This window comes from Thalassovita mediterranea (assembly GCF_001458435.1).
In the GTDB taxonomy this organism is placed as follows: domain Bacteria; phylum Pseudomonadota; class Alphaproteobacteria; order Rhodobacterales; family Rhodobacteraceae; genus Thalassobius; species Thalassobius mediterraneus.
The window spans coordinates 368,501-394,042 of the sequence record NZ_CYSF01000006.1; the positions used below are offsets into that span (position 1 = coordinate 368,501).

The 25,542-nt window shown below is 59.2% G+C and carries 23 protein-coding genes and 1 tRNA gene; 7 read left to right on the top strand and 17 right to left on the bottom strand.

Annotated features, from left to right (window positions below; all coding sequences use genetic code 11):
- Window positions 1-135: 135 nt before the first annotated feature.
- The 6 genes from TM5383_RS05705 to TM5383_RS05730 form a co-directional block, all read right to left on the bottom strand.
- On the bottom strand, window positions 136-1,656 hold the full coding sequence (locus TM5383_RS05705) for a sulfatase-like hydrolase/transferase (RefSeq protein ID WP_058318059.1): 1,521 nt from the start codon (window positions 1,654-1,656) through the stop codon (window positions 136-138).
- A 1-nt stretch (window position 1,657) separates the two neighbouring features.
- Window positions 1,658-2,440 carry a phosphonoacetaldehyde hydrolase gene (gene phnX, locus TM5383_RS05710; protein WP_058318060.1) on the bottom strand — a complete coding sequence of 261 codons (783 nt, stop codon included), beginning with the start codon at window positions 2,438-2,440 and terminating at the stop codon, window positions 1,658-1,660.
- 27 nt (window positions 2,441-2,467) lie between these two features.
- Window positions 2,468-3,655 (bottom strand): 2-aminoethylphosphonate--pyruvate transaminase, encoded by a 1,188-nt coding sequence (locus tag TM5383_RS05715; protein ID WP_058318061.1) that lies wholly within the window; start codon window positions 3,653-3,655, stop codon window positions 2,468-2,470.
- Window positions 3,656-3,788: 133 nt separating this feature from the next.
- A complete protein-coding gene (locus TM5383_RS05720) occupies window positions 3,789-4,664 on the bottom strand; it encodes a LysR family transcriptional regulator (protein WP_058318062.1) in 876 nt (291 codons plus the stop codon).
- Window positions 4,665-4,743: 79 nt separating this feature from the next.
- Window positions 4,744-4,830: transfer RNA gene (locus TM5383_RS05725), tRNA-Leu, on the bottom strand.
- A 101-nt stretch (window positions 4,831-4,931) separates the two neighbouring features.
- Window positions 4,932-5,501, bottom strand: a complete 570-nt coding sequence (locus TM5383_RS05730) for a tetratricopeptide repeat protein (RefSeq protein WP_058318063.1) — start codon at window positions 5,499-5,501, stop codon at window positions 4,932-4,934.
- A 93-nt stretch (window positions 5,502-5,594) separates the two neighbouring features.
- Between TM5383_RS05730 and TM5383_RS05735 the strand changes: the two genes are divergently transcribed.
- Together TM5383_RS05735 and TM5383_RS05740 are read left to right on the top strand one after the other, a co-directional pair.
- The gene (locus tag TM5383_RS05735; RefSeq protein ID WP_058318064.1) at window positions 5,595-6,341 is read left to right on the top strand and encodes a rhomboid family intramembrane serine protease; all 747 of its coding nucleotides are present in this window, start codon (window positions 5,595-5,597) and stop codon (window positions 6,339-6,341) included.
- A complete protein-coding gene (locus TM5383_RS05740; RefSeq protein WP_058318065.1) occupies window positions 6,338-6,718 on the top strand; it encodes a GFA family protein in 381 nt (126 codons plus the stop codon). Before TM5383_RS05735 ends, TM5383_RS05740 begins: the two co-directional genes overlap by 4 nt.
- Before the next feature lie 75 nt (window positions 6,719-6,793).
- On the opposite strand, the gene TM5383_RS05745 is transcribed toward TM5383_RS05740, so the two are convergent.
- Complete coding sequence (locus TM5383_RS05745; RefSeq protein WP_058318066.1) at window positions 6,794-7,588, bottom strand: inositol monophosphatase family protein; 795 nt, start codon at window positions 7,586-7,588, stop codon at window positions 6,794-6,796.
- Window positions 7,589-7,757: 169 nt separating this feature from the next.
- Entirely contained in the window at window positions 7,758-8,663 is a 906-nt protein-coding gene (locus tag TM5383_RS05750) for a LysR family transcriptional regulator (RefSeq protein ID WP_058318067.1), read from the bottom strand.
- A gap of 102 nt (window positions 8,664-8,765) precedes the next feature.
- On the opposite strand from TM5383_RS05750, the gene metF reads away from it, so the two are divergent.
- Both metF and TM5383_RS05760 read left to right on the top strand, forming a co-directional pair.
- A complete protein-coding gene (metF, locus tag TM5383_RS05755) occupies window positions 8,766-9,644 on the top strand; it encodes a methylenetetrahydrofolate reductase [NAD(P)H] (protein ID WP_058318068.1) in 879 nt (292 codons plus the stop codon).
- 67 nt (window positions 9,645-9,711) lie between these two features.
- Complete coding sequence (locus tag TM5383_RS05760; protein ID WP_058318069.1) at window positions 9,712-10,209, top strand: PaaI family thioesterase; 498 nt, start codon at window positions 9,712-9,714, stop codon at window positions 10,207-10,209.
- On the opposite strand, the gene TM5383_RS05765 is transcribed toward TM5383_RS05760, so the two are convergent.
- The 3 genes from TM5383_RS05765 to TM5383_RS05775 form a co-directional block, all read right to left on the bottom strand.
- The gene (locus TM5383_RS05765; RefSeq protein WP_076399933.1) at window positions 10,193-11,308 is read right to left on the bottom strand and encodes a T6SS phospholipase effector Tle1-like catalytic domain-containing protein; all 1,116 of its coding nucleotides are present in this window, start codon (window positions 11,306-11,308) and stop codon (window positions 10,193-10,195) included. The two genes, TM5383_RS05760 and TM5383_RS05765, sit on opposite strands and share 17 nt — an antisense overlap.
- Window positions 11,295-13,583: a xanthine dehydrogenase family protein molybdopterin-binding subunit gene (locus TM5383_RS05770; protein ID WP_058318070.1), complete on the bottom strand. Its 2,289-nt coding sequence runs from the start codon at window positions 13,581-13,583 to the stop codon at window positions 11,295-11,297. The genes TM5383_RS05765 and TM5383_RS05770 overlap by 14 nt, the downstream gene beginning before the upstream one ends.
- 70 nt (window positions 13,584-13,653) lie before the next feature.
- Window positions 13,654-14,787, bottom strand: a complete 1,134-nt coding sequence (locus TM5383_RS05775) for a type III PLP-dependent enzyme (protein ID WP_058318071.1) — start codon at window positions 14,785-14,787, stop codon at window positions 13,654-13,656.
- A gap of 124 nt (window positions 14,788-14,911) precedes the next feature.
- Here TM5383_RS05775 and TM5383_RS05780 point away from each other — a divergent pair, with 124 nt between their 5' ends.
- Entirely contained in the window at window positions 14,912-15,346 is a 435-nt protein-coding gene (locus TM5383_RS05780) for an Lrp/AsnC family transcriptional regulator (protein ID WP_058318402.1), read from the top strand.
- 51 nt (window positions 15,347-15,397) lie between these two features.
- Here TM5383_RS05780 and TM5383_RS05785 read toward each other — a convergent pair whose 3' ends face one another.
- Window positions 15,398-18,295, bottom strand: a complete 2,898-nt coding sequence (locus tag TM5383_RS05785; protein ID WP_058318072.1) for a valine--tRNA ligase — start codon at window positions 18,293-18,295, stop codon at window positions 15,398-15,400.
- Between the two features lie 141 nt (window positions 18,296-18,436).
- Here TM5383_RS05785 and TM5383_RS05790 point away from each other — a divergent pair, with 141 nt between their 5' ends.
- Window positions 18,437-18,766 carry a DnaJ family domain-containing protein gene (locus tag TM5383_RS05790; RefSeq protein ID WP_058318073.1) on the top strand — a complete coding sequence of 110 codons (330 nt, stop codon included), beginning with the start codon at window positions 18,437-18,439 and terminating at the stop codon, window positions 18,764-18,766.
- A gap of 32 nt (window positions 18,767-18,798) precedes the next feature.
- On the opposite strand, the gene TM5383_RS05795 is transcribed toward TM5383_RS05790, so the two are convergent.
- Window positions 18,799-19,587 carry a crotonase/enoyl-CoA hydratase family protein gene (locus TM5383_RS05795; protein ID WP_058318074.1) on the bottom strand — a complete coding sequence of 263 codons (789 nt, stop codon included), beginning with the start codon at window positions 19,585-19,587 and terminating at the stop codon, window positions 18,799-18,801.
- Between the two features lie 129 nt (window positions 19,588-19,716).
- Here TM5383_RS05795 and TM5383_RS05800 point away from each other — a divergent pair, with 129 nt between their 5' ends.
- Window positions 19,717-20,823, top strand: a complete 1,107-nt coding sequence (locus tag TM5383_RS05800) for a pyridoxal phosphate-dependent aminotransferase (RefSeq protein WP_058318075.1) — start codon at window positions 19,717-19,719, stop codon at window positions 20,821-20,823.
- A 5-nt stretch (window positions 20,824-20,828) separates the two neighbouring features.
- On the opposite strand, the gene TM5383_RS05805 is transcribed toward TM5383_RS05800, so the two are convergent.
- The 4 genes from TM5383_RS05805 to thrC form a co-directional block, all read right to left on the bottom strand.
- Entirely contained in the window at window positions 20,829-22,247 is a 1,419-nt protein-coding gene (locus tag TM5383_RS05805) for an FAD-binding oxidoreductase (RefSeq protein ID WP_082645427.1), read from the bottom strand.
- Window positions 22,248-22,313: 66 nt separating this feature from the next.
- Window positions 22,314-22,892 (bottom strand): GNAT family N-acetyltransferase, encoded by a 579-nt coding sequence (locus TM5383_RS05810; protein WP_058318077.1) that lies wholly within the window; start codon window positions 22,890-22,892, stop codon window positions 22,314-22,316.
- Window positions 22,892-24,154, bottom strand: a complete 1,263-nt coding sequence (locus tag TM5383_RS05815; protein WP_058318078.1) for a M16 family metallopeptidase — start codon at window positions 24,152-24,154, stop codon at window positions 22,892-22,894. The genes TM5383_RS05810 and TM5383_RS05815 overlap by 1 nt, the downstream gene beginning before the upstream one ends.
- Entirely contained in the window at window positions 24,151-25,539 is a 1,389-nt protein-coding gene (thrC, locus tag TM5383_RS05820) for a threonine synthase (RefSeq protein WP_058318079.1), read from the bottom strand. Before thrC ends, TM5383_RS05815 begins: the two co-directional genes overlap by 4 nt.
- Window positions 25,540-25,542: the final 3 nt, after the last annotated feature.

The following is a 25,542-nucleotide window of genomic DNA, read 5'->3' on the forward strand; positions in this document are numbered from 1 at the left end:
CCTGAAACTATAGGTTTTCGCTATCATTAAGAGTGCTTCATAAAACCGTCACATCACAACTTTGGCGCCCCAAACAGAAACGGGCTGACAACGTTTCTGCGCTGTCAGCCCGAATTTTTAGCAACTGGTCAAACCTTAGGCCGTGTGCCAGTCCCAAACCATGTGCCGCGCCAGCGTTTGGTCTGCACAACGGGCACGTTCGGCCAGTAGAGATTCGGCCATACGGATGCGTATGTCTGGTGCGGTGTCGGCAATGTTGTGCATGCAGGCAGGATCATTTTCCAAATCAAACAGCAACGGAGCAAAGCCTGCGCTGTGCACATAGAGGTGTCGGTCGCTGCGATAGCACACCATCACACATTGGTCCGGCGCCAGATCGGGCCGATTGATACCGCCGGACTGCACCGCATCGCGGAAATCATATTCCCAGATCACCCCATCCCGCCAAGCCTGCGGCGCGGTGTCTTTCAGGTATGGCAACAGCGAACGACCGTTCGGCACATGCGCGCCCTCAATCCCCAGCGCATCCAACAGTGTGGGGAAGACATCAATGGCTGAGGTCAGTTTCTCCTGCACGCCCTGCGTGCCATGCCCCGGCATCTTGATCATCAGCGGGATATGATAGCTCTGTTCATAATAGCCGCCCTTACCCAGCATATAGTGATCGCCCATCATCTCTGCATGGTCAGAGGTGAAGACAACCAGCGTGTTGTCCCAATCCACGCGATCGCGCAAGGCATCCAGCAAACGCCCCATCTGCGCGTCCACCTCGGAAATCATGCCGTAGTACACCGCACGGATACGATCGAAATCGGCCTCTTCCAACGCGCTATCATGCTGTTCAGCCCCTGCAACAAACCCCTGCAGGGTCAGACGGTTGCGCACATAGGATGCCAGCGGGTGCAGGTCCGGCTCCGCGTCCGCGCTGTCAGCACGAAGGTAGGGCAGATCCGCCTCGGGATCATACATATCGTTAAACGGCGCAGGCGCACTGAACGGCGGGTGCGGACGCAGGAAGGACAGATGCGCGAACCATCCGGCATCCTCTTGCCCCGCTTCCTGGGTTGGTAGCCAGTTCAAGAAGGCATCGGTCAGAAACGCGGTTTGGCTCTCTTCGGCGCTAAAGCGGGTGGGCTTCATCGACACACGCTGCCCCGGCTCTGGCGCAGCGGCCTGCATTGGCAGCGCGGTGTCTACGTCGTGACCACGTTCCGCCAGCCAATCGAGCCACGGTCCGTCATCTTCGGGCAGGCCCTGCCCCACCTCGAACCCGGGCAGCACGCCCTCATAGGTCTGCAACGTCGGATCCGTTGCCACAAGGCCGCGCGGATCTGGCGAAGTATCCGTGTAGCCAAACAGCGTCGGGCGATACCCCGCCCGCCGCGCCGCCAGCGCGATATTGTCAAACCGCGCATCCAGCGGCGTGCCGTTGCGCACCACACGATGCGACATCTGCTGCAAGCCAGTATAGAGCGAGGCGCGCGCCGGAGAGCATGGCGCGCACCCCGCATAATGGCGGGCGAACACAGTCGCTTCGTCCCGCGCGAAACGGTCCAAATGTGGGGTGCGGACCGTCGGGTGCCCCACCACCCCAAGACAGTCGCCGCGCCATTGGTCGGCGGTGATCAATAGGATGTTGGGACGTTTCAGGGCCATGTTACTGCGCCTCTAACTGGTCGATCAGGGCGGGCAGATCGGCGATGGTGTCGATCACATGATGCGCACCTGCCTCGACCAGAATGGCGGTGGCCTTCTGGCGCAGCACGTCCACCTCGGCGTCGCTCATCGCGGCCAATTCATCAGGCGTTTTGCCCACTGCGTTGCCGGACAGCGCAACACCAACGGTGACACAGCCAGCGGCAACGCCTTCGCCAATACCCGGTGCTGTATCGTCCACCTTGATGATCGCAGAAGGCGGGTAGGCCACCAGATCGACCATGCACTGATACATGCACAAGGGACCGGGGCGGCCTTCGGGCAGGTCATCAGCGCAGATCAGGTTGTCGGGTTCATACCCATTTGCCTTGGCCACCGGCAGGACGTTTTCCATGATCGAACGGGTGTAACCGGTGGTGGATCCCACCTTCATCCCCTTGCCACGTAGATAGGCCATGGTTTCCAAAGTGCCAGGGATCAGGTCAGCGTAGTCAGCTGCCACCTTTTCGTTCATCGGCACGAAGACCTCATAAACCTTATCAACATCCGCATCGGTGGGCGCGGCGCCATATTTGGCGGCCCATTGATCCGCAATCGCAGGCATGTCCATCATCGCGCGGATATGGTCCCATTTGGCACTGCCCATAGGGCAGCGGGCCTCCGCGATGGTGGCGGTGATACCGAAGGTTTCAAACGCCTTCACAAACACGCCCATCGGCGCGAAAGACCCGAAATCAACGGTGGTGCCAGCCCAGTCAAATACGGCCGCTTTAAACTTGGTCATTTCTTAGGTTCCTTTCGTCGCGCGGGTTCAGGCGGCTTGTTGATTTTTACGCTCATCCAAAGCGCTTTGTGGCGGTGCGGCGGTGCCCACGCCCATTACGGCCAGGCTTTCACCGGCTGCAGTCACCACCTGGCGCATCACGGTTTCATCCATGCGACCGATGCAGCCAACACGGAAACTGTCCGCAATGGTCAGCTTGCCCGGATAGATAATGAAGCCCTTGGACTTCATCAGATTGTAGAAGTCGTCAAAGCTGAACTTGGGGTCAGCAGGGCAGAAGAAGGTGACGATAATCGGCGACAGCCAATCGTCGGACAGCAGGGTTTCAAACCCCAGCTCCCGCATTCCCGCAACCATCACGTCACGGTTATGCGTGTAACGGGCACCCCGGGCGGCAACGCCACCTTCGTCCTCATGTTCGCGCAGCGCCTGAAGGAAGGCGGCGACAACATGGGTCGGCGGGGTAAAACGCCATTGGCCGGATCTTTCCATGTTCACCCACTGCGCATGCAGGTCAAGACTGAGGGAATGACAGTTGCCTTTCGATGCCTCCAGCGCCTCTTTGCGCGCGAGGACGAAACCGAAACCAGGCACACCTTCAATACACTTGTTGGCTGAGGAGACTACCGCTTCGAACGGAAAATCGGCTGCCTGCAATTGCAAGGCGCCGAACGCCGACATGCTGTCGATCAACAGTTTGCGGCCCGCTTGCGCGGTGGCCTCGGCAATTTCGGCTAGCGGGTTGAGAATGCCTGAACTTGTTTCGCAGTGGATTGCAACCACATGGGTGATCTCAGGATCAGCGGCCAGAATATCCGCAACCTCTGCACCCCGCGGCGGCAGGTAGTCGCCTTTGTCCAGCAATACGCAGGCGCGGTCGATGTAGCGCAGGGTTTCTGCCGCGCGCTTGCCATAGGCGCCGTTCGCCAGAACCAGCGCCTTGCCATCGCGCGGGATGAAGGTGGACAGCATCGCCTCGACTGCGAAAGTGCCCGATCCCTGCATTGGAACGCAGTCATAGGCATCGCCACCTTCGCCCAGCATAGCAATCAGGCGTTGGCGCATTTCGCGGGTCATAGCGCGGAAATCGCCATCCCAGCTGCCCCAATCGCGCAGCATTGCCTCTTTCACAGTAACAGAGGTTGTCAGGGGGCCAGGGGTCAGCAGGTATGGATCCTGCGGGAGAGAAGAGGAATGAGGCACAGGAGTTTGCATCGGGAACGCCTTTGAGTCTGAAGATCCCTTCCCGATTATAGTCAATTAAGATCAATGATAATAATTGATAGTTTTTAGCTATAGATTGTATCCTGTCGCGAATTCGTCACCGATCCGTTGTCCAAATGTCAGATCAACTGGACGCCTGCCGCGCCATTTCCAAGAAAGCCTGCACGGTGGACACCATACGCCGTTCGGGCAAATGCGCTACAAACTGCGCCACAGGGATCACCGGATCAGAAATTGGCACTGCGCTGATACCCGTTTCTTGCGTCACCTCGCAATCCAGGCCGATGCCCAGACCGATGCCGCCGCGCACCAGTTCCACAATAGATCCCCAAGACCCCACTGCGAGACTGGTGGTCATTTGCAACTGCAACAGGGACGCCTGTGCATCGAACATCCGGCGGGTGCTTGAACTGGCTTCGCGCTGGATCAACGGCTGACCAACCAGATCGCGTAGCGCGACGCTATCGCGACCAGCAAATTCATGATCCTGCGGGACCGCCACAATCACCCGCATATCGCAAATTTTGGCCCCTGCCAGATGGGCAGGCAATTCCCGAGCGGTGACACAAATCGCATCCAAATCGCCATTTTCCAGCGCGACGATCAAATCGTGTGACGCCATAGCGCGGGCTTCGACCTGAACAGCCGGATACCGGTGCATGAACCGCGTCAAAATAGGCATGGCCACCTGATAGGTCGAATAGCCGACCCGCAGCTGGCCTGTCTCCAATGACTTTTTACTGTTCAGGGTGCGTTCCAGTTCATCCACCAGCACGAGGATGGATCGAATCTTGGGCAAGATGGCAAGTAGGTCGGCGGTTGCTGACACCTCATGTCCGCGACGATCCAAAAGTTTGGTACGGAACCGGTTTTCAACAGCGGTGACATGGTTGGAAACCGAAGGCTGGGAAATGCCCAATCGTTTGGCAGCCCCTGAAAACGACCCACTTTCAGCAACTGCTTCGATCGCCCGCATTTGCGGCAGTGACAAACCCTTCATGTCTCGTCCCTATTGCTGTCCGCTGACATGCACCGATGGCTTGATATTAGCCTATCAACCCCGTGTCACAACACGATAGTGGTACCCGCGGCCGGACTCGAACCGGCACGGCCTATACGGCCTAGAGATTTTAAGTCTCCTGTGTCTACCATTCCACCACGCGGGCAGCATTTTTGGGAACGCCCCAAAGAACGGTTTCGCGGCGACCATAACGAAAACATAGCAGGTGTAAAGACGCCCTTTTGGAGCGTTATGCGTTGGAAACGTTCAAAGATCCGTGTCTTTATCGGGGGTGCCCTGCGGCAACAGCATGCTACGTTCCGGCAACCACGGGTTAAGCGCCAAGGCCTGACGCAACAACACCTGCCCCTCTGCCAGACGGTTCAACCCCATCAAGGTCAGCGCCTTACCAGCAAGAGCCGCGACATGGGTGGGTGAGCGTTCCAAGGCACGATCCAGATCTGCCAGCGCTGCTTCATAGTCCTGTGTTAGAAACAGAACAAAGGCGCGTTGATTATACCCCTCAGCATAGTCGGGACAGTAAGAGACAAGAGCATCGAAATCCGCTTTGGCCCCGATAAAATCATAGGATGCACGTTTGGACATCCCCCGATCCAAGATCGCCTGCGCGACCTCATCCGGTGCCTTGGCCCAAAGCGCCCACATCTCATTGCTGATCAACTGACCCGATCGCGCGTCCGGTGCCACCCGTGCCTGATTAAGCAACGCCGCGATCTGATCACCGTGATCAGCCACAGGCGGGCAATCCGACGCATAAAGAGGACCGGATATGGTTGCAAAAAAGGCGACAGCGGAGAGGGACAAGGCGCGTTTCATGACGGAAATGGTGGCACAAATCGCCAACGGATCAAGTCACGGCTGCGCGATCATACATTGACAGCATCCGCTGCAACGCAGAGATTTTGCAACATGCTTCCTATTCGCGACCACAACCCGTCCAGCAGAACGCCCTTTGTCACATATGCGCTGATTGCGATCAACGTGCTGATATTCGTCGGCTATTCCGACATGTTTGCAGACCAACGCCGTCTTTTTGCGTTCTTTGACGCGTGGGCGCTGTATCCCGATCGCATCAGTCGGGGTGAGGATCTGCATGGGCTGTTCAGCACTATGTTTTTACACGGCGGCTGGATGCACCTTGGGGGAAATATGCTGTTCCTGTGGATTTTCGGCGACAATCTGGAGGATGAGATGGGCCATCTCGGCTATCTGATATTCTATCTTGTCTCTGGCCTGGCTGCTGCGCTGGCCCATGTCGTAGCCGCACCATGGTCTAACGTGCCAACAGTTGGCGCCTCTGGGGCCATCGCGGGCGTGATGGGCGGCTATTTGCTGCTGTTTCCACGTGCGCGGGTGGATATCCTGTTCTTCATCGTCTTTCTGGTGCGCATCTTCACCGTGCCCGCGTGGATCGTTCTGGCGGCCTGGTTCGGCTTTCAAATCCTTGGTGGCGCGGATGCAAATGCGGGTGATGGCGGGGTCGCTTACTGGGCCCATGCAGGCGGTTTTGTTGCCGGATTTGTCCTGACCATTCCCCTATGGCTGCGGCGGGGCGCGACAGGCTATTGGAAACGCCAAAGCGGTCGCCCACGCCATCCGGAAGTGCAATATCACTACTCCACCAGCCGCATCCCCACTGTAAGGAGGAAAAAATGACTGTTTCGCGAACAAACCCCGTCAAACTAACTTGTCACTGCGGCGCGGTTGAGCTGCGCGTGCGCCTCAGCGATGGGCTGAACACCGCGCGACGCTGCGATTGTTCGTTCTGCCGCCGCCGTGGTGCCATCGCGGTATCCGCCCCACTGGATGGGATTGAGGTGGTGAGAGGCGCGGAGAACCTGACGCTATACACGTGGGGCACCGGCACGGCGAAGCACCATTTCTGCAAGACCTGCGGCATCTACACCCATCACCAACGGCGGTCGAACCCGAATGAATACGGCGTGAACGCCGCCTGCATCGAAGGCGTCAATCCGCGTGATCTGGGGGACGTCGACTGGGCCGATGGGGTCAACCATCCCAGTGATCGCTAACCCCACGCGCGCAAAGAAAAACCGCCCGACTGTCGCAGCGGGCGGTTTTCAAACTGTCACTCAAGATCGTGCGGCTTAATCGCGGGCGCGGATGATCTTGGCGAATTTTTCAAAAATGTCGTTGTTGGCGATCACCAGATTGCCGTCACGCAGGGGATCTTGGCCTTCGCGGATCGGGCCGATCATTGCGCCAGCTTCGGTCGCGATCAACGCACCGGCGGCGATGTCCCAGATGTTCAGCTCACGCTCCCAGTAGCCGTCGTAACGGCCAGCCGCCACATAGGCCAGATCCAGCGCGGCAGAGCCGAAGCGGCGCACGCCTGCACATTCAGGCATGATACGCGCCAGATCCTGCAGGGTGGCAGGCAGGGTGCGTTTTGCCGCAAACGGAATGCCGGTGGCAAACACGGATTCGATCATCCGGTGACGGCCCGATACACGCAGACGGTTGCTGTCGTTCAGCCATGCGCCAGCGCCTTTTTCAGCGTAGAACATTTCGTCCTTGGCCGCGTCGTAAACAACGCCCGATACGATCTGGCCCTTATGTTCCAGCGCAATGGAAATGGCCCAGTGCGGCAGACCGTGCAGGAAGTTGGTGGTGCCATCCAGCGGATCAACGATCCAGCGACGGGTCGGGTCCTGACCCTCTTCCTCACCGCTTTCTTCGCCCAGCCAGCCGTAGGTGGGACGTGCACCCATCAGTTCGGCCTTCAGGATTTCTTCGGCAGCCATGTCAGCCTTGGACACAAAATCGCCCGCGCCTTTCATCGACACCTGCAGGTTTTCCACCTCGCGGAAGTCCTTCACCAGCGACCGGCCTGCCTTGCGGGCGGCTTTGATCATGATGTTGAGATTTGCACTGCCTTGCATCGGTGAGGCTCCTCGAGTTTGCGGGCGTTTGTTCGGCGCGGTTGTTCGGTCTGGCGCCACGGCGCGCGTTCAAGCCGTGCGTATAGGCTGGGTTTGCCTTTTTGCCAAGGGGGTTTCGCCTTGCGTAGGGTGCATATCTGCGTTGCGATCGCGCCTTTGGCCTCTTGTGTTATTGGCGTTGCAGTTTCACGGGTTCCGTTCTGGCAAGACGGATGAAGTGCGATACGAACGGGCGCGTCACATCCTCTGTGCGCACGGCGGCGTATAGACGTTTTGTAAGGCCATTTTCTGTGATCGGGCGGGTCACATAGTCAGAGGAATACTTCACCTCCCGCACCACCCAATCGGGCAGGACCGCAACACCGCGGTTTGAGGCGACCAGCAAAAGGATCACGGCGGTCAATTCCACCTGCCGCTGGGCAGCAGGCTCCACACCTGCGGGGGTCAATAATTCGGTAAAGACATCCAAACGTGCGCGGTCCACCGGATAGGTGATCAGCGTTTCACCCTCAAAATCAGCGGCCTCGACCCACTCTTTCTGCGCCAGCGGATGTGTGGCGGCGGCGACAAAGACCGGCGCGTAGTCAAATAGCGGAATGAACTCCACCCCTTCGATATCCTCTGGATCAGAGGATACGACCAGATCCACCTCTTCCTTCTGCAGGGCAGGCAGCGCATCGAAGGCAAGGCCAGGGCGGATGTCCACGTCTACCTCGCCCCATGCTTTGCGGAACTGCTCCAGCACCGGAAACAGCCATTCAAAACATGCGTGACATTCGATAGCGATATGCAGACGACCGGTTTTGCCTGACAGGATGCCCTTAAACTGTTCCTCCAGCGCGGCCATTTCCGGCAAGATCTTTTCCGCCGTTTGCAACAGGCGTCGACCGGCAGCCGTTAGCTGCATTGGTTTGGAGCGGCGCACGAACAGTTCCACCCCGGTTTGTTCTTCGAGGTGTTTGATCTGATGCGACAGCGCCGATTGGGTGATGTGCAGCCGATCCGCTGCGCGGGCCAGGCTGCCCGCTTCATCAATCGCTTTGATCGTGCGTAGGTGGCGCAGCTCAATATGCATTATGAACAAACCTCAACTTGACTATTAGTATTATGAAGTTGTCTCACATACAGCTTTTCACGACAAGGGAAACAACACGTCATTCTGTTTGGAGTACCCCTCATGCCCGTTTCCCCGTCTGTGCCTGCTGTATCGTTTGAATTCTTCCCGCCGCAAAATCTGGAGGCATCGTTCCGCCTGTGGGACACAGTTCAGGTATTGGCCCCGCTGGCACCGCGCTTTGTGTCCGTCACCTACGGCGCGGGCGGCACCACGCGGGATCTGACCCGCGATGCAGTGGCAACTTTGCACAAAACATCGGGCCTGAACGTCGCCGCGCATCTGACCTGTGTAGAGGCGACGCGCACTGAAACGCTGGCCATTGCCGATGAATTTGCAGCTGCGGGCGTCACCGACATTGTCGCCCTGCGAGGCGACCCGCCCAAGGGCGCAAACGGGTTTCAGCCGCACACAGACGGGTTCGCCAGCTCGATTGAACTGATCGAAGCGCTGGCAGAGACTGGCAAGTTCAACATCCGCGTTGGCGCCTACCCTGAGAAGCACCCCGAAAGCCCCTCCTCCGCTGCCGACGTTGACTGGCTGAAGCGCAAACTGGATGCAGGCGCGGACGAAGCACTGACGCAGTTTTTCTTTGAGGCAGACACCTTCTTCCGTTTCCGCGATGCCTGCGCCAAGGCAGGGATCGACGATCGCGTCGTGCCCGGCATCCTGCCGATTGAGAATTTCAAAGGTGTGGCAAAGTTTGCCCAGCGCTGCGGCACCTCGGTGCCTGCATGGGTTACGCAGGCCTTTGAGAAGGCAGAGCGGATCGACCAGCAAGATCTCTTGGCCACTGCGCTGTGTTCTGAACTGTGCAGCGAACTGATCGAGGGCGGCGTTGACAAGCTGCATTTCTACACACTGAACCGCCCTGAACTGACCCGCGATGTATGTCATGTGCTGGGGATCACACCGCAAGTTGGTCTTCAGAACGTAGCGTAATGCGATCGCGCACTTGCGGCTTTAACGCGAAAGTTACAGCCTCCCTCGGATCGAGGGAGGCTCAACCATGACAGAGACACGGAAACAGTATTTCGCCAACAGTGCCGATGAAATGATGACCACAGCGGAAATGCTGTCCATTTCCGGTCTGGAAGCGATGCAAAGCACGCTGAACGGCGACTCACCAGCTGCGCCGATTGGAAAATTGATGGGCTTCCGCCTCGACACTGTTGAGGATGGCGAGGTCAGCTTTGTCGGGGCGCCGCAGTTTGAATCGACCAACCCGATGGGATCGGTGCATGGCGGTTGGTATGGCACAGTGCTGGACAGCTGCATGGGCTGCGCGGTGATGACCAAGGTGCCGCAAGGCAGCGTCTACACCACGATGGAGTACAAAATTAACATCATCCGCCCCATCCCCGTCGGCACCGAGGTGCGCGCAGTGGGCCGTGTGCAACATGCGGGCCGCTCTAGCGGGATTGCCAATGGCGAAATCCGCGGTGTCGCCGATGATCGCCTTTATGCCACCGGATCGACCACCTGCATCATCATGAAGATGAAGTAACCTCACCGCCGACAGGATCGGGAACAGGTTCGGCCAGTGCCGCCGCCTGCGCGCGTTGGGGCGCGGGGGCTGTGGGCAATGCGGTAGCGGTGGCGTGCATATGTTCCGACACGTCCTGCCCAATGCGGCGTTTCTTGCGCAACAGGAACATCTTGCCCCAGCCACGCCATGATCCGACAGAGGGCGCGTTTGCATCGCAGGGAAAGCGGGCGCGCCAACCCTCGGGCAGTGACAGGCCACAGGCTTCGGCATGTTCCAGCATCCAGACCAGTGGGATATTCGACAGGGGGCGGGCGGCGTGGAACATATCCAATTGCCCGCCGATATCGCCGTGACTGCCACGGAACCACACCTGCTCAACGCGGCATGTACTGGGCTTTTCACATTCCCACAGGATCGGATCAAACACCTGCCGCGTTTCATCCAACGCCAGCGCGTGAAACCCGTGTTTGACCGAGGCCCCGAGGTGGTGATTGTGAAAACCGTGCTTCACCTCGGCCCATTTCCAGAAAAACGGCAACCGCACGCCCAGCGCCTTAACCGTGTCCCAGACGCCGATCATCTCGATCTCGACCTCATCATGACAATAGGCCAGCGTAAAGGTCGCGGCCGCATCGCTGCCGGGTGTGCATTCGTAATGGCGGTACGCCTGTTGGATATTGCGTTCGGTGGCGTGTTCGGCGCGCAATAGGCCGACCTGATCAATCACTCCGGCAAGGGAGCGCACAGCATAAGCACCGCGTGAATAGCCCATCAGGAAGATCTGATCGCCCGGGCGGTAGCGCGAGGCCAGATAGCCATAGGCGCGGCGGATTTGGCGATTGATCCCCCGCCCCATCATTACATCCGGTGCATGGCGCCATTCACCCCATTGCACGCCCGCCTCATAGTAAACAGACACCGGCGACCCGATTTCCGAAATCAACCGGTAGGCCAACCCTGCGTTCGTCTCACACCCCGGTGTCAGTGACGACATGGTGCCGTCCAGTATGATCACATGCGTAACGTTGCCCCGCGTCGCCGGCATCGGGGATCGCCCTGACCAACGGCCGGGCTTGATCCATTCGATGAGGCGTTTGGTGACGTTACTGAGCGGCATCCTGTAATAATTCCCATGTTCTAAGCGGCGTGAGCGGCATATCCACCTGCCGCACCCCACGCGACCAAAGCGCGTCGAGAACCGCATTGGTACTACAAGCCATTGCACCAACCGTGCCAGCCTCACCACAGCCTTTCATTCCCATGGGGTTTGCGGTGCTGGGCACAGCTTCGGTTGAAAAGTCGATCATCGGCAGATCGGCGGCGCGCGGCATGGCGTAATCCATGAAGGAGGCGGTCAGTAGCTGCCCCTCTTCGTCATGGACCACATGTTCCATCAACGCCTGACCGACGCCTTGTGCAACACCGCCATGCACTTGGCCTTCGGCCAGCATCGGGTTGATCAGGTTGCCGAAGTCATCGACGACCGTGTAGCGATCCAGCGTGATTTCGCCGGTATCGGGATCTACCTCCACCTCTGCCACATGGGCCCCGTTGGGGAAACTGCGGGCCGGTAAGGTCGCGCGCGCCTCATGGACCAGCAGATCGGCGCGGCCATCTGCGCGCGCCATCTCTGCCGCCTCGACCAAGGTGGGCGTCATGTTCGACCCCGGCGCACGGAAGGTTTCGTGGTCAAATGTCACCGCATCCTCTGCCACTCCCATCTTATCCGCCAGATAGGGGGCGAAGGCGGCAACCATCACATCAACAGTGGCCAGCATCGCATTGGCCTGCACGGTAACAGATCGAGATCCCCCCGTACCGCCACCCTTCTCAATCCGGTCGCTATCGCCCTGCACCACGGTGATCAGATCGGACGGAATGCCCGTCTGATCGGACAGGAAAGTAATATAGGCCGTTTCATGCCCCTGCCCGTTTGATTGCGTGCCTACATAGATTGTCACGCTGCCATCCTCGTTAAATTCGACCTTGGCACCTTCGGCAGGGTCGCCCAAAATGCTTTCGATATAGTAACAGGTGCCGATGCCACGCAGTTTGCCCGCCGCCTCACTGGCAGCACGGCGCGCAGCGAAGCCCGCGAGATCAGAGCGTTCCGCCGCCGCGTTCAGCACGCGGGTGAAATCGCCCACATCGTAGGTTTCCCCCGTCGCGGCCTTGTAGGGGAACTGATCGGGTTTGATGAAATTGATGCGCCGCAACTCCCACGGATCAACACCCAGCTCGCGCGCGGCCATGTCCATCATGCGTTCCAGCAGATAGATCGCCTCTGGCCGACCGGCACCGCGATAGGCGTCGGTGTAGGTGGTGTTGGTGTAGATACCTTCGACGTGGATATAGGTATCCTGCACATCATAGGTTCCCGCTAAAACACGGGTGAACAGCTGCGTCTGCATGATCTGGCCGAACTGACTGTTATAAGCGCCAAGGTTACACAGCGTATGCACCTTATAGCCGATGATGCGATTGTCCGCGTCAAAGGCCAGCGCCGCGTCAGAGGTCAGATCGCGCGCCTGGTGGTCCGATAGCATCGATTCGCCTCGCTCTGCCACCCAGGCGACAGGGCGTTTCAAAACCCGCGCAGCCTGCGCCACGGCGAGGTATTCGGGATACATCATGGTTTTCATCCCGAACCCACCGCCCACGTCAGGAATGGTAACGCGCACCTGTTCCTTGGGCATATCCAGATAGCGGGCAAATTCATCCCGCGGGCCCCAGACCCCCTGCCCACTGAAGCAAACATGCAGGCGGTCATCTTCCATTTCAGCGTAGCAACCGCGAGTTTCCATCGAATTAACGATGACGCGGTTATCGCCCACCTGCATCCGCACAACCTTGGCCGCGCGGGCAAAGGCCGCATCTGTTGCCGCCTCATCGCCCAGACCCCAATCAAAGGCGCGGTTGTCGGGCGCGACATCATGGACGGTTGACCCACCGACACAGAGGTCCATTTTGACCTCAAGATCTTCGTAGTCGAGCATGATCATCTCTGCCGCGTCGCGCGCCTGATCCAGCGTTTCCGCGACCACCAGAGCCACCGGTTCCCCAACAAAACGCAAATGTTCCCCTGCCAATGCGGGGCGGTGCGGCGCGGCGGCGGTGCTGCCATCGCGGTTGGTCAGCGTGATTGCGTGCATGTTGCGCGTCAGGCCCGCCGACACCATATCCGCGCCCGTCAGCACCAGATGCACACCTTCGCCGTCGCGTGCATCCGACACATCCAGATCCGTCACCCGCGCATGAGCCACAGGGGACCGCAGCACAACCGCGCGCAATGCGCCAGCGGGCAATACATCATCCAGATACCCCCCCGCCCCTTTGAGAAAGCGGATATCCTCAACCCGTTTGACCGACTGGCTTTTGCCGAACTTTTCCATGTTCTGGATCCTGTGCGCTACGCTTGTCTTTGGTGTTAGCGTAATCGGATCCCATCATATGTCCAGTGACTTAGCCCGAAAGTGACGCAACAGTGACTGGCCGCGACAAGCCATAGCCATTAAATGCTGTCGACAGCGACATGGAATAAGCGCCCATACCACTGAACAGCACATAATCGCCCTCTTTGAGCGTGTCGGGCAGTGCGACTGGTTCGGGTAGCTGGTCCAGACTGTCACAGGTCGGGCCGAAAACGGTACGCGGGCGAGATGTACCAGTGCGCGGTTCGCCCGCTGAATTTATCACCCGCAGGCGATCGACAGCGAAAATATCGCGGAATTCAAACAGACCGCCATAGAGACCATCGTTCAAAAACACCGCACCGCAATCGCGCACTGCCTTCACACGTGTGGCCAGTGTAAACGCTTCGGATGCAAGGGCACGGCCCGGCTCACAGATCAATTCAGGCGCGTCGGCACCAAACGACCCTGCAACGGCATCGCGGATCCCCTCAAAGATCCGTTCCAGATCCGGCGCACCACCTGCGCGGTGCGAAGCAAATCCGCCCCCCACATTCAGTCGTTCGATGCGCACACCGGCCATTGTCGCAACATCTGCCGCCTCTCGGATATAGGCGGCCCAGGCTGTGGGATCATCACATTGGGTTCCAGGATGGAAACACAGGCTGGCACGATAGCCCCGCGCCGCTACTTCTTTCAGCAGCGCAGTTGCCCCCTCTGGGTCGACACCAAACTTGGCGCCGAAATCGTAAGCCGCCCCTTTGATCGGCAAGGCTAAACGCACTGTCACCTCAATATCGGTGCCAAGTGGCGCGAGTTTGTCCAGCTCCGACAGGCAATCGACCGAGGCAGAGGCAATATCGTACCGGACAGCCTCGGCGACCTCGGCTGTCGACCTGACAGGATTGTTGTAATGCAATACCGCCTCAGGACAGACAGCACCCACCGCTGCCATCTCCGCTGGGGAGGCCACATCAAAGGCAGTGATCCCCGCCGCCACCAGATTGACCAGAACCGCCTCATCCGGATTGGCCTTAACCGCGTAGGTCACAAGCCCCGGAAATCCATCCAAAAATCGCTGTGCTGTCTGTTGCAGAACCACAGGCGAAAAATACATCACCGGATGATCGGGCTGCTCGCGCCACAGATGGTGTTCGGGACTTAGCCAATGGGGATCGGGGCGCATACATACCTCTTGTTCGTGCGTTATTATTGTCCTGTGCCCCATCAGTATTTCGTCCCTTTCGGTCATTATGCGCGGGCAGGATGATCGGTTTGACAGTTTTTACCGTCTGATCTACGAAACATTCATGCAAAACGACGAAATAGATCAAAAACTCCTCGCACTTCTGGGGGAAAACGCCCGTATGCCCGTGGCGCAACTTGCCCGCCGACTGGATCTGGCACGCACCACGGTTCAGGCGCGTCTGGAACGGTTGGAAACAAATGGCACCATCAGCGGCTATACCGTGCGTCTGGGCGAAGCGACCCAGCGCCCACTGCGCGCCACTGCGCTGCTATCGGTGGAACCGCGCGCCGGGCCAGCGGTGCTGTCACGCCTCAAGGCGCTGCCAAACGTAATGCGTGTTCACACCACATCCGGCCGCTTTGATATGATTGCAGAAATCAGCGCCACCACCACCGAAGAGTTGGATGAAACACTCGACTGGATCGGTGAGGCAAAAGGCGTGCGCAGTTCCGAAAGCCTGATCCACCTCAGCACGAAAATCGACCGCAGCACCTAAGAAAAAGGGCCGCCCGTAGGCAGCCCTTTCATCATTCAAATGTAAACCGGATCAATCCAGTTCCGCCAGACGCGCCAGCGCTGCGTTCAGCTGGGTCTCCTCCTCTTCGCGCAGGGCCATGTTTTCGCGGGCCTCTTCGATCACCTCTTCGGGCGCCGATGCGACGAATTTAGGGTTGTTCAGACGACCTTTCAGACCGCCCAACTCCTTTTGGATCTTTCCCAGCTTCTTCGACAGACGCGCTTTTTCAGCGGCGACATCAATCAGATCGGCCAGCGGCATCACGATGGTTGCGCCCTTGGCGGCAATCGCGACGGAGCCTTTGGGCGTTGCATCCGCCTCGCTCAGGGCCTCAACGCGGGCCATCTTTTTGATCAGCGCTTCGTTGTTGTCCCACGCAGCGCGGGCGGCTTCATCAGCCTCTGTCTGCACCAGCGACACGAAGGCACCGGCCGGTACGTTCATCTGCGCACGCGCCGAGCGGATGTTTTCGATGACCGAGATCACCCAAGTGATTTCCGCATCCGCAGCTTCATCCACCAGTTCGCCGCCATAGGTCGGCCAGTCGGCATGGATCAGCATCTTGGCGCGGTCACGGTTCGCCCACAGCTCTTCGGTCATGAAGGGCATGATCGGGTGCAGCAGGGTCAGCGACTGATCCAGAACCCAACCCATGGTCTGTTGGGTTTCCAGACGCAGATCGTCGTTTTGGAACAGTGGCTTGGTAAATTCGTTATACCAGTTGCAGACCTTGCCCCAGAAGAAGGCGTAAAGCGACTGCGCCGCGTCGTTGAAGCGGAAGTCGGCCAGCGCCTTGTCCACCTGTTCGCGCACGCGGCCCACCTCACCGATGATCCATTTGTTCACCGCATGACTCGGTTCGGGGCGGGCCGAACAATCCACGTCAAAGACGCCGTTCATTTCGGCCAGAATATGCGACTGCCACAGTTTGTTGCCAAAGTTGCGGTAGCCCTCGATCCGTTTCATGTCGAGTTTCAGCACACCACCGATGGACGCCATGGCCGCATTGGTGAAGCGCAGCGCATCGGCGCCGTATTCGTCGATGATGTCCAGCGGATCCACCACGTTGCCGGTGGATTTCGACATCTTCTTGCCCTTCGCGTCGCGCACCAGACCATGCAGATAGACGGTGTCAAACGGGATATCGTCAACCACAGCCAGCTGCATCATCATCATCCGCGCCACCCAGAAGAACAGGATGTCCTGACCGGTGATCAGGGTGGAGGTGGGGAAGTATTTCGCCAGCTCGTCGGTGTTTTCCGGCCAGCCCAGCGTGCCGATCGGCCACAGACCGGAGGAGAACCAAGTGTCAAGGACGTCGGGGTCGCGGGTCAGCGCAACGCCTTCACCGGCAGCGGCCTGCGCCTCCGCCTCGGTTGCGGCGCAATACTGATTGCCGTCGGCGTCAAACCAAACCGGAATCTGGTGCCCCCACCACAGCTGACGGGAAATACACCACGGCTCGATGTTTTCCAGCCAGTGATAATAAACCTTCTCACCGCTTTCGGGGATGATCTTCACGTCACCGTTTTTCACCGCATCCAGTGCCGGACCAACGATTTTCGCGGTGTCCACGAACCACTGATCGGTCAGCATCGGTTCGATCACCACCTTAGAACGGTCGCCGAAGGGCTGCATGATCGGTTTGTTTTCGACGTAGGGCACCACCTCGGTGACTTCGGACGCGTTGCCTTCGTCATCCTTCACGGTTTTGGTCACTTCGACCATCACCGCCAGACCTTCATCGGTGATCTCTTTGACCACGGCTTTCCGTGCCTCGAACCGGTCCAGACCGCGCAGGTGATCGGGGACGAGGTTGATGGCGTCCACTTCGTTCTCGGTAAACTCAGCACCCTTAGCGTGGGCCTGCGCCTTGCCAGCCTCTTCGCCATACGGCGCGCCGTCAGCCCGCATCGCGCCCTGCATATCCATCAGGCGATACATCGGGATGCCGCCGCGCTTGGCGACCTGATAGTCGTTGAAATCATGCGCGCCGGTGATTTTCACCGCGCCGGAGCCGAAGTCTTTGTCCGGGTATTCGTCGGTGATGATCGGGATCAGACGACGGTGTTCTTTCGGGCCAACGGGGATTTCACACAGCTGGCCGACGATGGGCGCATAGCGTTCATCCGAGGGGTGAACCGCCACAGCGCCGTCGCCCAGCATGGTTTCCGGACGGGTCGTCGCGATGGAAATATAATCGCGCTCTTCCTCCAGCGTCATATTCCCATCCTCGTCCTTTTCGACGTAGGTGTAGGTCGCGCCGTTCGCCAGCGGGTATTTGAAGTGCCACATGTGGCCCGCAACTTCGATGTTTTCCACCTCAAGGTCGGAGATTGCGGTTTCAAAATGCGGGTCCCAGTTGACCAGACGCTTACCGCGATAGATCAGGCCCTTGTTGTACATCTCAACAAAGACTTTGATCACTGCGTCATGGAAATTGCCCTCAGCCTCGGCCGCGGGGGCACCGGGCGCGCCGGACATGGTGAAGGCGGTACGGTCATAATCGCAGGAGGCGCCAAGGCGCTTCAACTGGTTGATGATGGTGCCGCCGGAATGCTCTTTCCAATCCCAGACTTTTTCCAAAAACGCCTCACGCCCCAACTCGCGGCGCGACGGCTGGCCGGTTTCGGCCAGAGTGCGTTCCACAACCATCTGGGTGGCGATGCCCGCGTGGTCGGTGCCCGGTTGCCACAGGGTGTCAAAGCCCTGCATCCGTTTCCAGCGGATCAGAATATCCTGAAGCGTGTTGTTGAACGCATGCCCCATGTGCAGAACGCCGGTCACGTTCGGGGGCGGGATCATGATGCTGTAGGTTGATGCCTCGGGCTTTGCGTTTGCGCCTGCCTTGAAGCAGCCCGCGTCTTCCCAAGCTTGCAGCAGCCGCGCTTCAGCTTCGGCCGCGTTGAAGGTTTTTTCCATCGCCATGATCGTGATCTCGTGTCAAATCCGTTTGCAAAACCGTCTATAGAATTGGGGCGCGAAGGGAAAGACGTTACTGTCCGGCATACCTCAGAAGGCAGAAGCCTTCGGCGAGAGTATTTGGGTGATCATTGAAAGAGAGGTCCCATGCGCGCGTTTCGTCAGATGATTGAACGGCAGATCCTGAAAGCCAAAGCCGAAGGCAAGCTGGACGGGCTGGAGGGTGAGGGCAAGCCCCTGCCCGATCATCCCGAGGCCAGCGTTGTTGATCCCGCCACCGCCGCAGGTGTGCGTATCATGGCAGAGGCAGGCGCCTTGCCCGAAGAGTTCGGCCTGAAAGAACAACTGGCAGCGGCCCGCAGGGATTGGCAGGCGGCCAGCGATGATGCGGAAAAGAAGGCCCTGATGGCAAAGATTGCCGATCTGGAAATGCGCTACAACATCGCGCGGGATGCGCGGCGCAAGTTCATGTCCTGACCTGCGCCGCTGCATATTGCGTTAGGCCTGGGTTATTTAAACACCGGATCGCGTTTTTGCATGTTGGCGGCGATCACCTCCATCTGATGAGGTTTGCCGATCAGATCGGTTTGTTCACGGCTTTCCTTCAGCAGGATCGCGGCCTCATCGTCTGAGGTCTCAGAAAATTCCAACAGGCGCTTGGCCGCGCGGATGGCGCTGGGGCTTTTCAGGGCAATTTTAGCGGCCAGATCCTGTGCGGCCTGCAGCGGATCGTCGGACAGTTCGGTGACCAGCCCCATTTCCATCGCTTGCGGGGCCAACACCTGATCCGCCGTGTAGGTCAGGCGGCGCAGGTGGTCGGCGCGCATGAGGTGCGGGAAGGTGATCATGCCGCCCATATCGGGGACGAGGCCCCATTTCATCTCCATAATCGCCAGCTTGGTGTCGGGGTGTGCAATGCGGATATCGCCCCCCGATGCGATCTGCATACCACCGCCATAGCACACGCCATGCAGGGCAAAGATCACCGGCACCGGCACGCGCCGCCAGACCAGAGAGACCTCTTGGAACGAATTGCCGTTGCCGTGGGTGCGCGGCATCACCAGACCTTCAGGATCTTGATTGGCGAACTTGGCGAAGTTCATCACGTCGAGGCCCGCGCAGAACGCTGCGCCCTCACCTGACACTACAACCGCGCGAACATCGTCGTTATCAATCAACGCTTCCCCTGCGGCGATGATGCTATCGACCATCTCCACATCCAGCGCGTTCATCTTGTCGCCGCGGGTCAGGGTGACATGGGCCACATGGTTTTCAATAACGGTGCTGACGCGTGCCATTGCTCTCTCTCCTCCACTAGTTGGCGGCGACTGTGCTGCGACCTGTGCGTGAAATCCAGCCAAACGTCGCGGCAAGGGCGGGGGATTGGACGCTTGCCCGAAGGGGGCACCGCCGCTATCTGAGGGGGCATGACTGGACCACGCTACACCCCGCTGACCGAAAGCCTACCCGCAACCGTGCCCTTCGTCGGCCCCGAAGCCCAAGAGCGCATGATGGGCCGTGTCTTTGACGCGCGGCTGGGGGCGAATGAAAACATCTTTGGCCCATCGCCTGCTGCGATTGCCGCCATGCAGGCGGCTGCGGGCGAGATTTGGATGTATGGCGATCCCGAAAGCTATGACCTGCGTCAGGCACTGGCGACGGATCTGGGCATCACACCCCAAAACATCGTTGTCGGTGAAGGGATCGACGGTTTGCTGGGTTATCTGGTGCGGCTGTTGATAGGTGCGGGCGATGCTGTTGTCACGTCAGAGGGCGCCTATCCCACCTTCAACTACCATGTCGCGGGTTTTGGCGGCGTGCTGCATCAGGTGCCTTATCAGGGCGATCATGAAGATCCGCAGGCGCTGATGGTCAAGGCGGCGGAGGTAGGGGCGAAGCTGGTCTATCTGGCGAACCCCGACAACCCGATGGGCACATGGCACAAGGGCGCCGATATCGCCGCCGCACTGGATCTGTTACCAGACGGCTGCCTACTGATCCTTGATGAGGCCTATGTGGAGTTCGCGCCCGAAGGCACCGCCGCTGATATCGATATCAATGATCCCCGTGTCATTCGCATGCGCACATTTTCCAAGGCATACGGCATGGCTGGCGCACGGGTGGGCTATGCCCTTGGCGCGGCGGAGCTGATCACCGCGTTCAACAAAATCCGCAACCATTTCGGCATGAACCGCGCCGCACAGGCGGGGGCATTGGCGGCGTTGCAGGATCAAGCCTATCTGGCTGCGACCTGCGCCAAGGTTGCCGCCGCGCGCGACGAAATTGCGCGGATCGCGGTCGAGAATGGGCTAAGCGCCCTGCCCTCTGCCACCAACTTCGTTGCGATTGATTGTGGTCGTGACGGCGCCTTTGCCAAGGCAGTGCTGGATGGGCTGGTGGCACGGGGCGTTTTTGTGCGGATGCCGTTTGTCGCCCCGCAAAACCGCTGTATTCGCGTCAGTGCGGGACGGCCAGAGGATGTGGCGGCCTTCGCAGCCGCCCTGCCCGAAGCCCTTGCCGAGGCGCGCGGTTAAAGCACCTACCCTGCGCGCAGCACTGCACCGGGGTTCATGATCCCGTGGGGGTCCAGACTGTCCTTGATCTGGCGCATCAGCGCCAGTTTCACCGGATCGCCGTATTTTTCCAGATCGTCTACTTTCAATCGACCGATACCATGTTCAGCGCTGACGCTACCGCCGTAACTAGCGACCAGATCATGAACACAGGTTTTGATCGCATCGCGTAAGTGTGTGTATTCAGCACGATCCTTCCCCTCAGCGGGGAAGACATTGAAATGCAGGTTGCCATCGCCCAAGTGGCCAAAGCAATTCACCCGCACATCCGACACCTTGGCCAGCGCTTGCCAACCGGCCTCGATGAACTCTGCGATATGGCTTAGCGGCAAGGAAATATCATGGCTCGACACCGATCCCACACGGCGATTGCCCTCGGGGATCTGTTCACGCATTTCCCATAGATCGCGTCGTTGTTGTTCACTCTGAGCGATCACACCATCGGAAACCAACTCCTGCTCGGCGGCCGCTTCGAATAGCGCCTCCAAAGCGTCCGCAGGGTCGAGGCCACGGGCAAGGCCCACGTCGATCAACACGCACCATTCGGGGAAATCCTCAAACGGCAGGCGCAGGTCTGGCAGGTGTTCGGCAATAAACGCCATCCCCTGACGATGGATCAGCTCAAAGGCAGAAATCCCTTCGCCCATGTGACTGCGCGCCAGCGACAACAGCTCCAGCGCAGCCGCCGGCGATGGCACCACCATCACCGCTGTGCCCTGCCCTGCCGGAATGGGTGCCAGTTTCAACGCGGCGGCAGTGATCACGCCCAGCGTGCCCTCGGACCCGACCAACAGGTTGCGCAGATCATAGCCTGTGTTGTCCTTACGCAGGCGACTAAGACCGTTCCAGATCTGACCATCAGGCAGCACCACCTCAAGACCCAGCACCAAATCACGGGTATTGCCGTAGCGCAGCACATTCACCCCACCCGCGTTGGTCGCCAAACACCCACCAATGCGGGCCGATCCTTTGGCGGCGATGGACATGGGGAACAGGCGGTCGTGATCCGCGGCAATATTGTGAATATCCTCAAGGATGGCGCCCGCCTCAACCACCAGAACATTCTCTTCGGGATAACAGGCACGCACCGCCGTCATGCGTTCCATCGACAAAAGGATCGGCGCGACACCGTCCGGTTTGATCTGACCACCGACCAGCCCAGTGCCACCGCCATAGGGCACTACAGGGACCCGCGCCTCATGCGCAGCCTTTAGGATGACAGAAACCTCATCAACTGACGCCGGCGCCAAAACCACAGCCGCCTGCCCCTGCCATCGGCCACGGGGCTCTTCCAGGTAGCTGGCATTGGCATCGCGGAACGTGGCAGCCGGCAGCACTGCACGCAATGTATCAACGAAGGCGGGGGTAACAGCGTTCAAATTCATGACGTCAGACATAGGCCGCTTGCAGCGCAAAGTCACGCCAGACGGAGCGCAAATTGAAACCGTCGATTATTCGGCCCGTCCACGCCGATCCAGACGAATATGCGCATAGAGTACATGGGTGCGCCAGCGACCAGCAATTTCCAGATAGCTTTGCGCCACGCCTTCGTATTTGAACCCGCATTTTTCCAATAGATCACGCGACGGTTTGTTTTCTGGCAGGCACGCAGCTTCGATCCGGGAAAGGTCCATCCGATGAAACGCGTGGTAGACAACAGAATCAATCGCCTCAAGCATGTAGCCCTGACGGGCATGGCGTTCCCCGATCCAGTAGCCCAGCGTGCCCGATTGAGCGGGACCACGGCGAATATGATCCAGCGTGATCGCCCCTAGCAATTCGTCATCTTCGCGCCGCACGATGAACAAGGGCAGCGCGGTTTCGTTTTTAACCGCGCGTGCGGCCCAATAGACCCTGTTCGCAAAGGACTTCCGCGCCAAATGATCTGGTGCCCAGGCAGGTTCCCACGGGGTCAAGAACGCCTCGGAATCGCGGCGCAAAGAGGTCCAAGACTGAAAGTCGCCATGTTGCGGCAAACGCAAGGTCAACCGCTCGGTCTCAACCCGAACCTGCTTTTTACCGCCAAACATCACGCCCTGCGCCTCTCCTGCATCGCCTCCAATGTCGGAGCCTGCTCTACAGGTCCATAAAGCGCAAGCGCTGCGGGCGCGGAAATGGCTATTTTCTCAGCAAAATCCGTAACATCGGCCAGCGACACCGCGTCAATCTTCTGCACCACTTCCTGCACACCGGGGACACGGCCCCAGATCTGGATCATGCGGGCCAGACGTTCGGCGCGGTTTGACGGGCTTTCCAGCCCCATCAACATACCTGCCTTCATCTGGGCGCGGGCACGGGCCACCTCTTCTTCGCCCATGTCATCGGCGGCGCGTTTCATCTCATCCAGCGTCACGTTGGCCAGTTCCGCCAGTTGATCGCCAGAGGTGCCTGCATAGAACGTCATCATCCCACTATCCGCATAGGCACCCGCCTGCGCAAAGATCGTGTAGCAAAGGCCGCGTTTTTCACGCACCTCTTGGAAAAGTCGGGACGACATGCCGCCGCCCATCACTGCCGCGTAGATCTGCGCTGCATGGATGTCATCACTGCAATAGTTGGGGCTTTCCAGTCCCAGCGCAAAATGCGCCTGCTCGAGGTCCTTCACCTGACGGTGTTCGCCGCCAAGGTAATTGGCGGGCTCATAAGCGCTGCTGGTGATCGCGGGCAGCTGACCAAACAGCTCCTCCGCCGCCTTCACCAGCGCATCGTGATCCACCGCACCGGCAGCGGCCAAAATCATCTGGCCCGGCCCGTAGCGTTCGCTGACAAATTGCGCCAGATCCTCACGGCCAAAGCTGCTGACCCGTTCCGACGGGCCCAAGATGGTGCGACCCAGTGCCTGATCGGGAAAGGCCTGTTCTTGCAACCAGTCGAAAATCACGTCATCGGGCGTATCCAGCGACTGACCGATTTCCTGCAAGATCACGCCGCGCTCCACCTCGATCTCATGCGGGTCGAAGATCGGGTTCAGCACGATATCGGACAGCACATCCAGTGCCAGTGGCACATCGTCCTGCAACACCCGCGCGTAATAGGCCGTCGCCTCGCGCGAGGTGTAGGCGTTCAGATAGCCGCCCACATCCTCAATCGCCTCGGCGATCTGCAGCGCGTTGCGCGTTTTGGTGCCCTTGAACGCCATATGCTCAAGGAAGTGCGCAATCCCGTTCTGTTCGGGGCGTTCATGGCGGCCACCCGCCAGAACCCAGATCCCGATAGAGGCAGATTGCAGCCCCGGCATCAGTTCCGAGACAACCCGGAACCCGTTGGGCAAAGTGTGCAGTTTCACGGTCACTGAGCGATACGCTCCTTGATCAGCGCCTCCAGCGCGGCAAGGTCGTTGCCGATGCGGGTCACACGTTCGTCACGCTCAAACAGGTCCGCCATACGGGCGGGCAGCGCAGGGTGTTGACCGCTGGCAGCCTCGACAGCGGCGGGGAATTTCGCCGGATGTGCAGTGGCCAGCGTGATCATCGGCACCGATGCGTCGCGCTTTTCCTCTGCCACTTTCACACCAATGGCGCTGTGCGGGCACAACAACTCACCGGTGGTATCAAAGAAATTTTTGATGGTGGCCGATGTTTCGTCCTCGGAACAGTTACCACTGTCAAACAGCGCCTGCAGCTTTTGCAGCGCGCCTTGGGATACGGTGAAACCACCCGCTTTCAGCTCATCCATCAACTGGCTGACCGCCGCGCCGTCCTGATCGTAGGCGTAGTACAAAGCGCGTTCGAAGTTCGAGGACACCTGAATGTCCATCGACGGGCTGATCGACGGCTCCACCCCATCGGGGCGGTATTCACCGGTGCTGAGGCAGCGGTGCAGAATGTCGTTCTGGTTGGTCGCAACCACCAGGCGGTCAATCGGCAGGCCCATTTGTTTGGCAATGTAGCCTGCAAAGATGTCACCGAAGTTGCCGGTCGGCACGGTAAAGCTGACCTTGCGGTGCGGCGCGCCAAGGCTCACGGCGGAGGTGAAGTAATAGACCACCTGCGCCAGCACACGGGCAAAGTTGATCGAGTTCACACCGGCCAGACGCACGCCATCGCGGAAATCGAAATCGTTGAACATGTCCTTCACGCGGGCCTGACAGTCATCGAAATGACCATCCACCGCCAGCGCATGCACGTTGCTGTCCGCAGGTGTGGTCATCTGACGCCGCTGCACCTCGGACACACGACCGTGGGGGTAGAGGATGAACACATCCACTGCGTCCAGACCTTTGAACGCCTCCATCGCTGCCGATCCGGTGTCACCAGAGGTGGCACCTGCGATGGTCACACGGTTGCCGGAGCGTTTGAGCGACGCCTGAAACATCTGACCGATCAGCTGCATGGCGAAATCTTTGAACGCCAGCGTCGGGCCGTGGAACAGTTCCAGCAGGAAGTGGTTGTCGCCCAGCTGCACCATCGGGGCGCGGGCGGCGTGGCCGAAACCGGCGTAGGCTTTGGCGATGATCTCTTTGAACTCATCATCCGCGAAAGTGTCGCCGATGTAGGGTTTCATCACCCGAAACGCCACCTCTTCATAGGGCAGGCCCGACAGCGCCGCGATTTCGTCACTGGTCATGGTTGGGATGGTTTCGGGCAGATACAGGCCACCGTCACGGGCCAGCCCGGTCAGCATCGCTTCTTCAAAATTCAGGACGGGCGCCTTGCCCCGGGTCGAAACATATTTCACGGC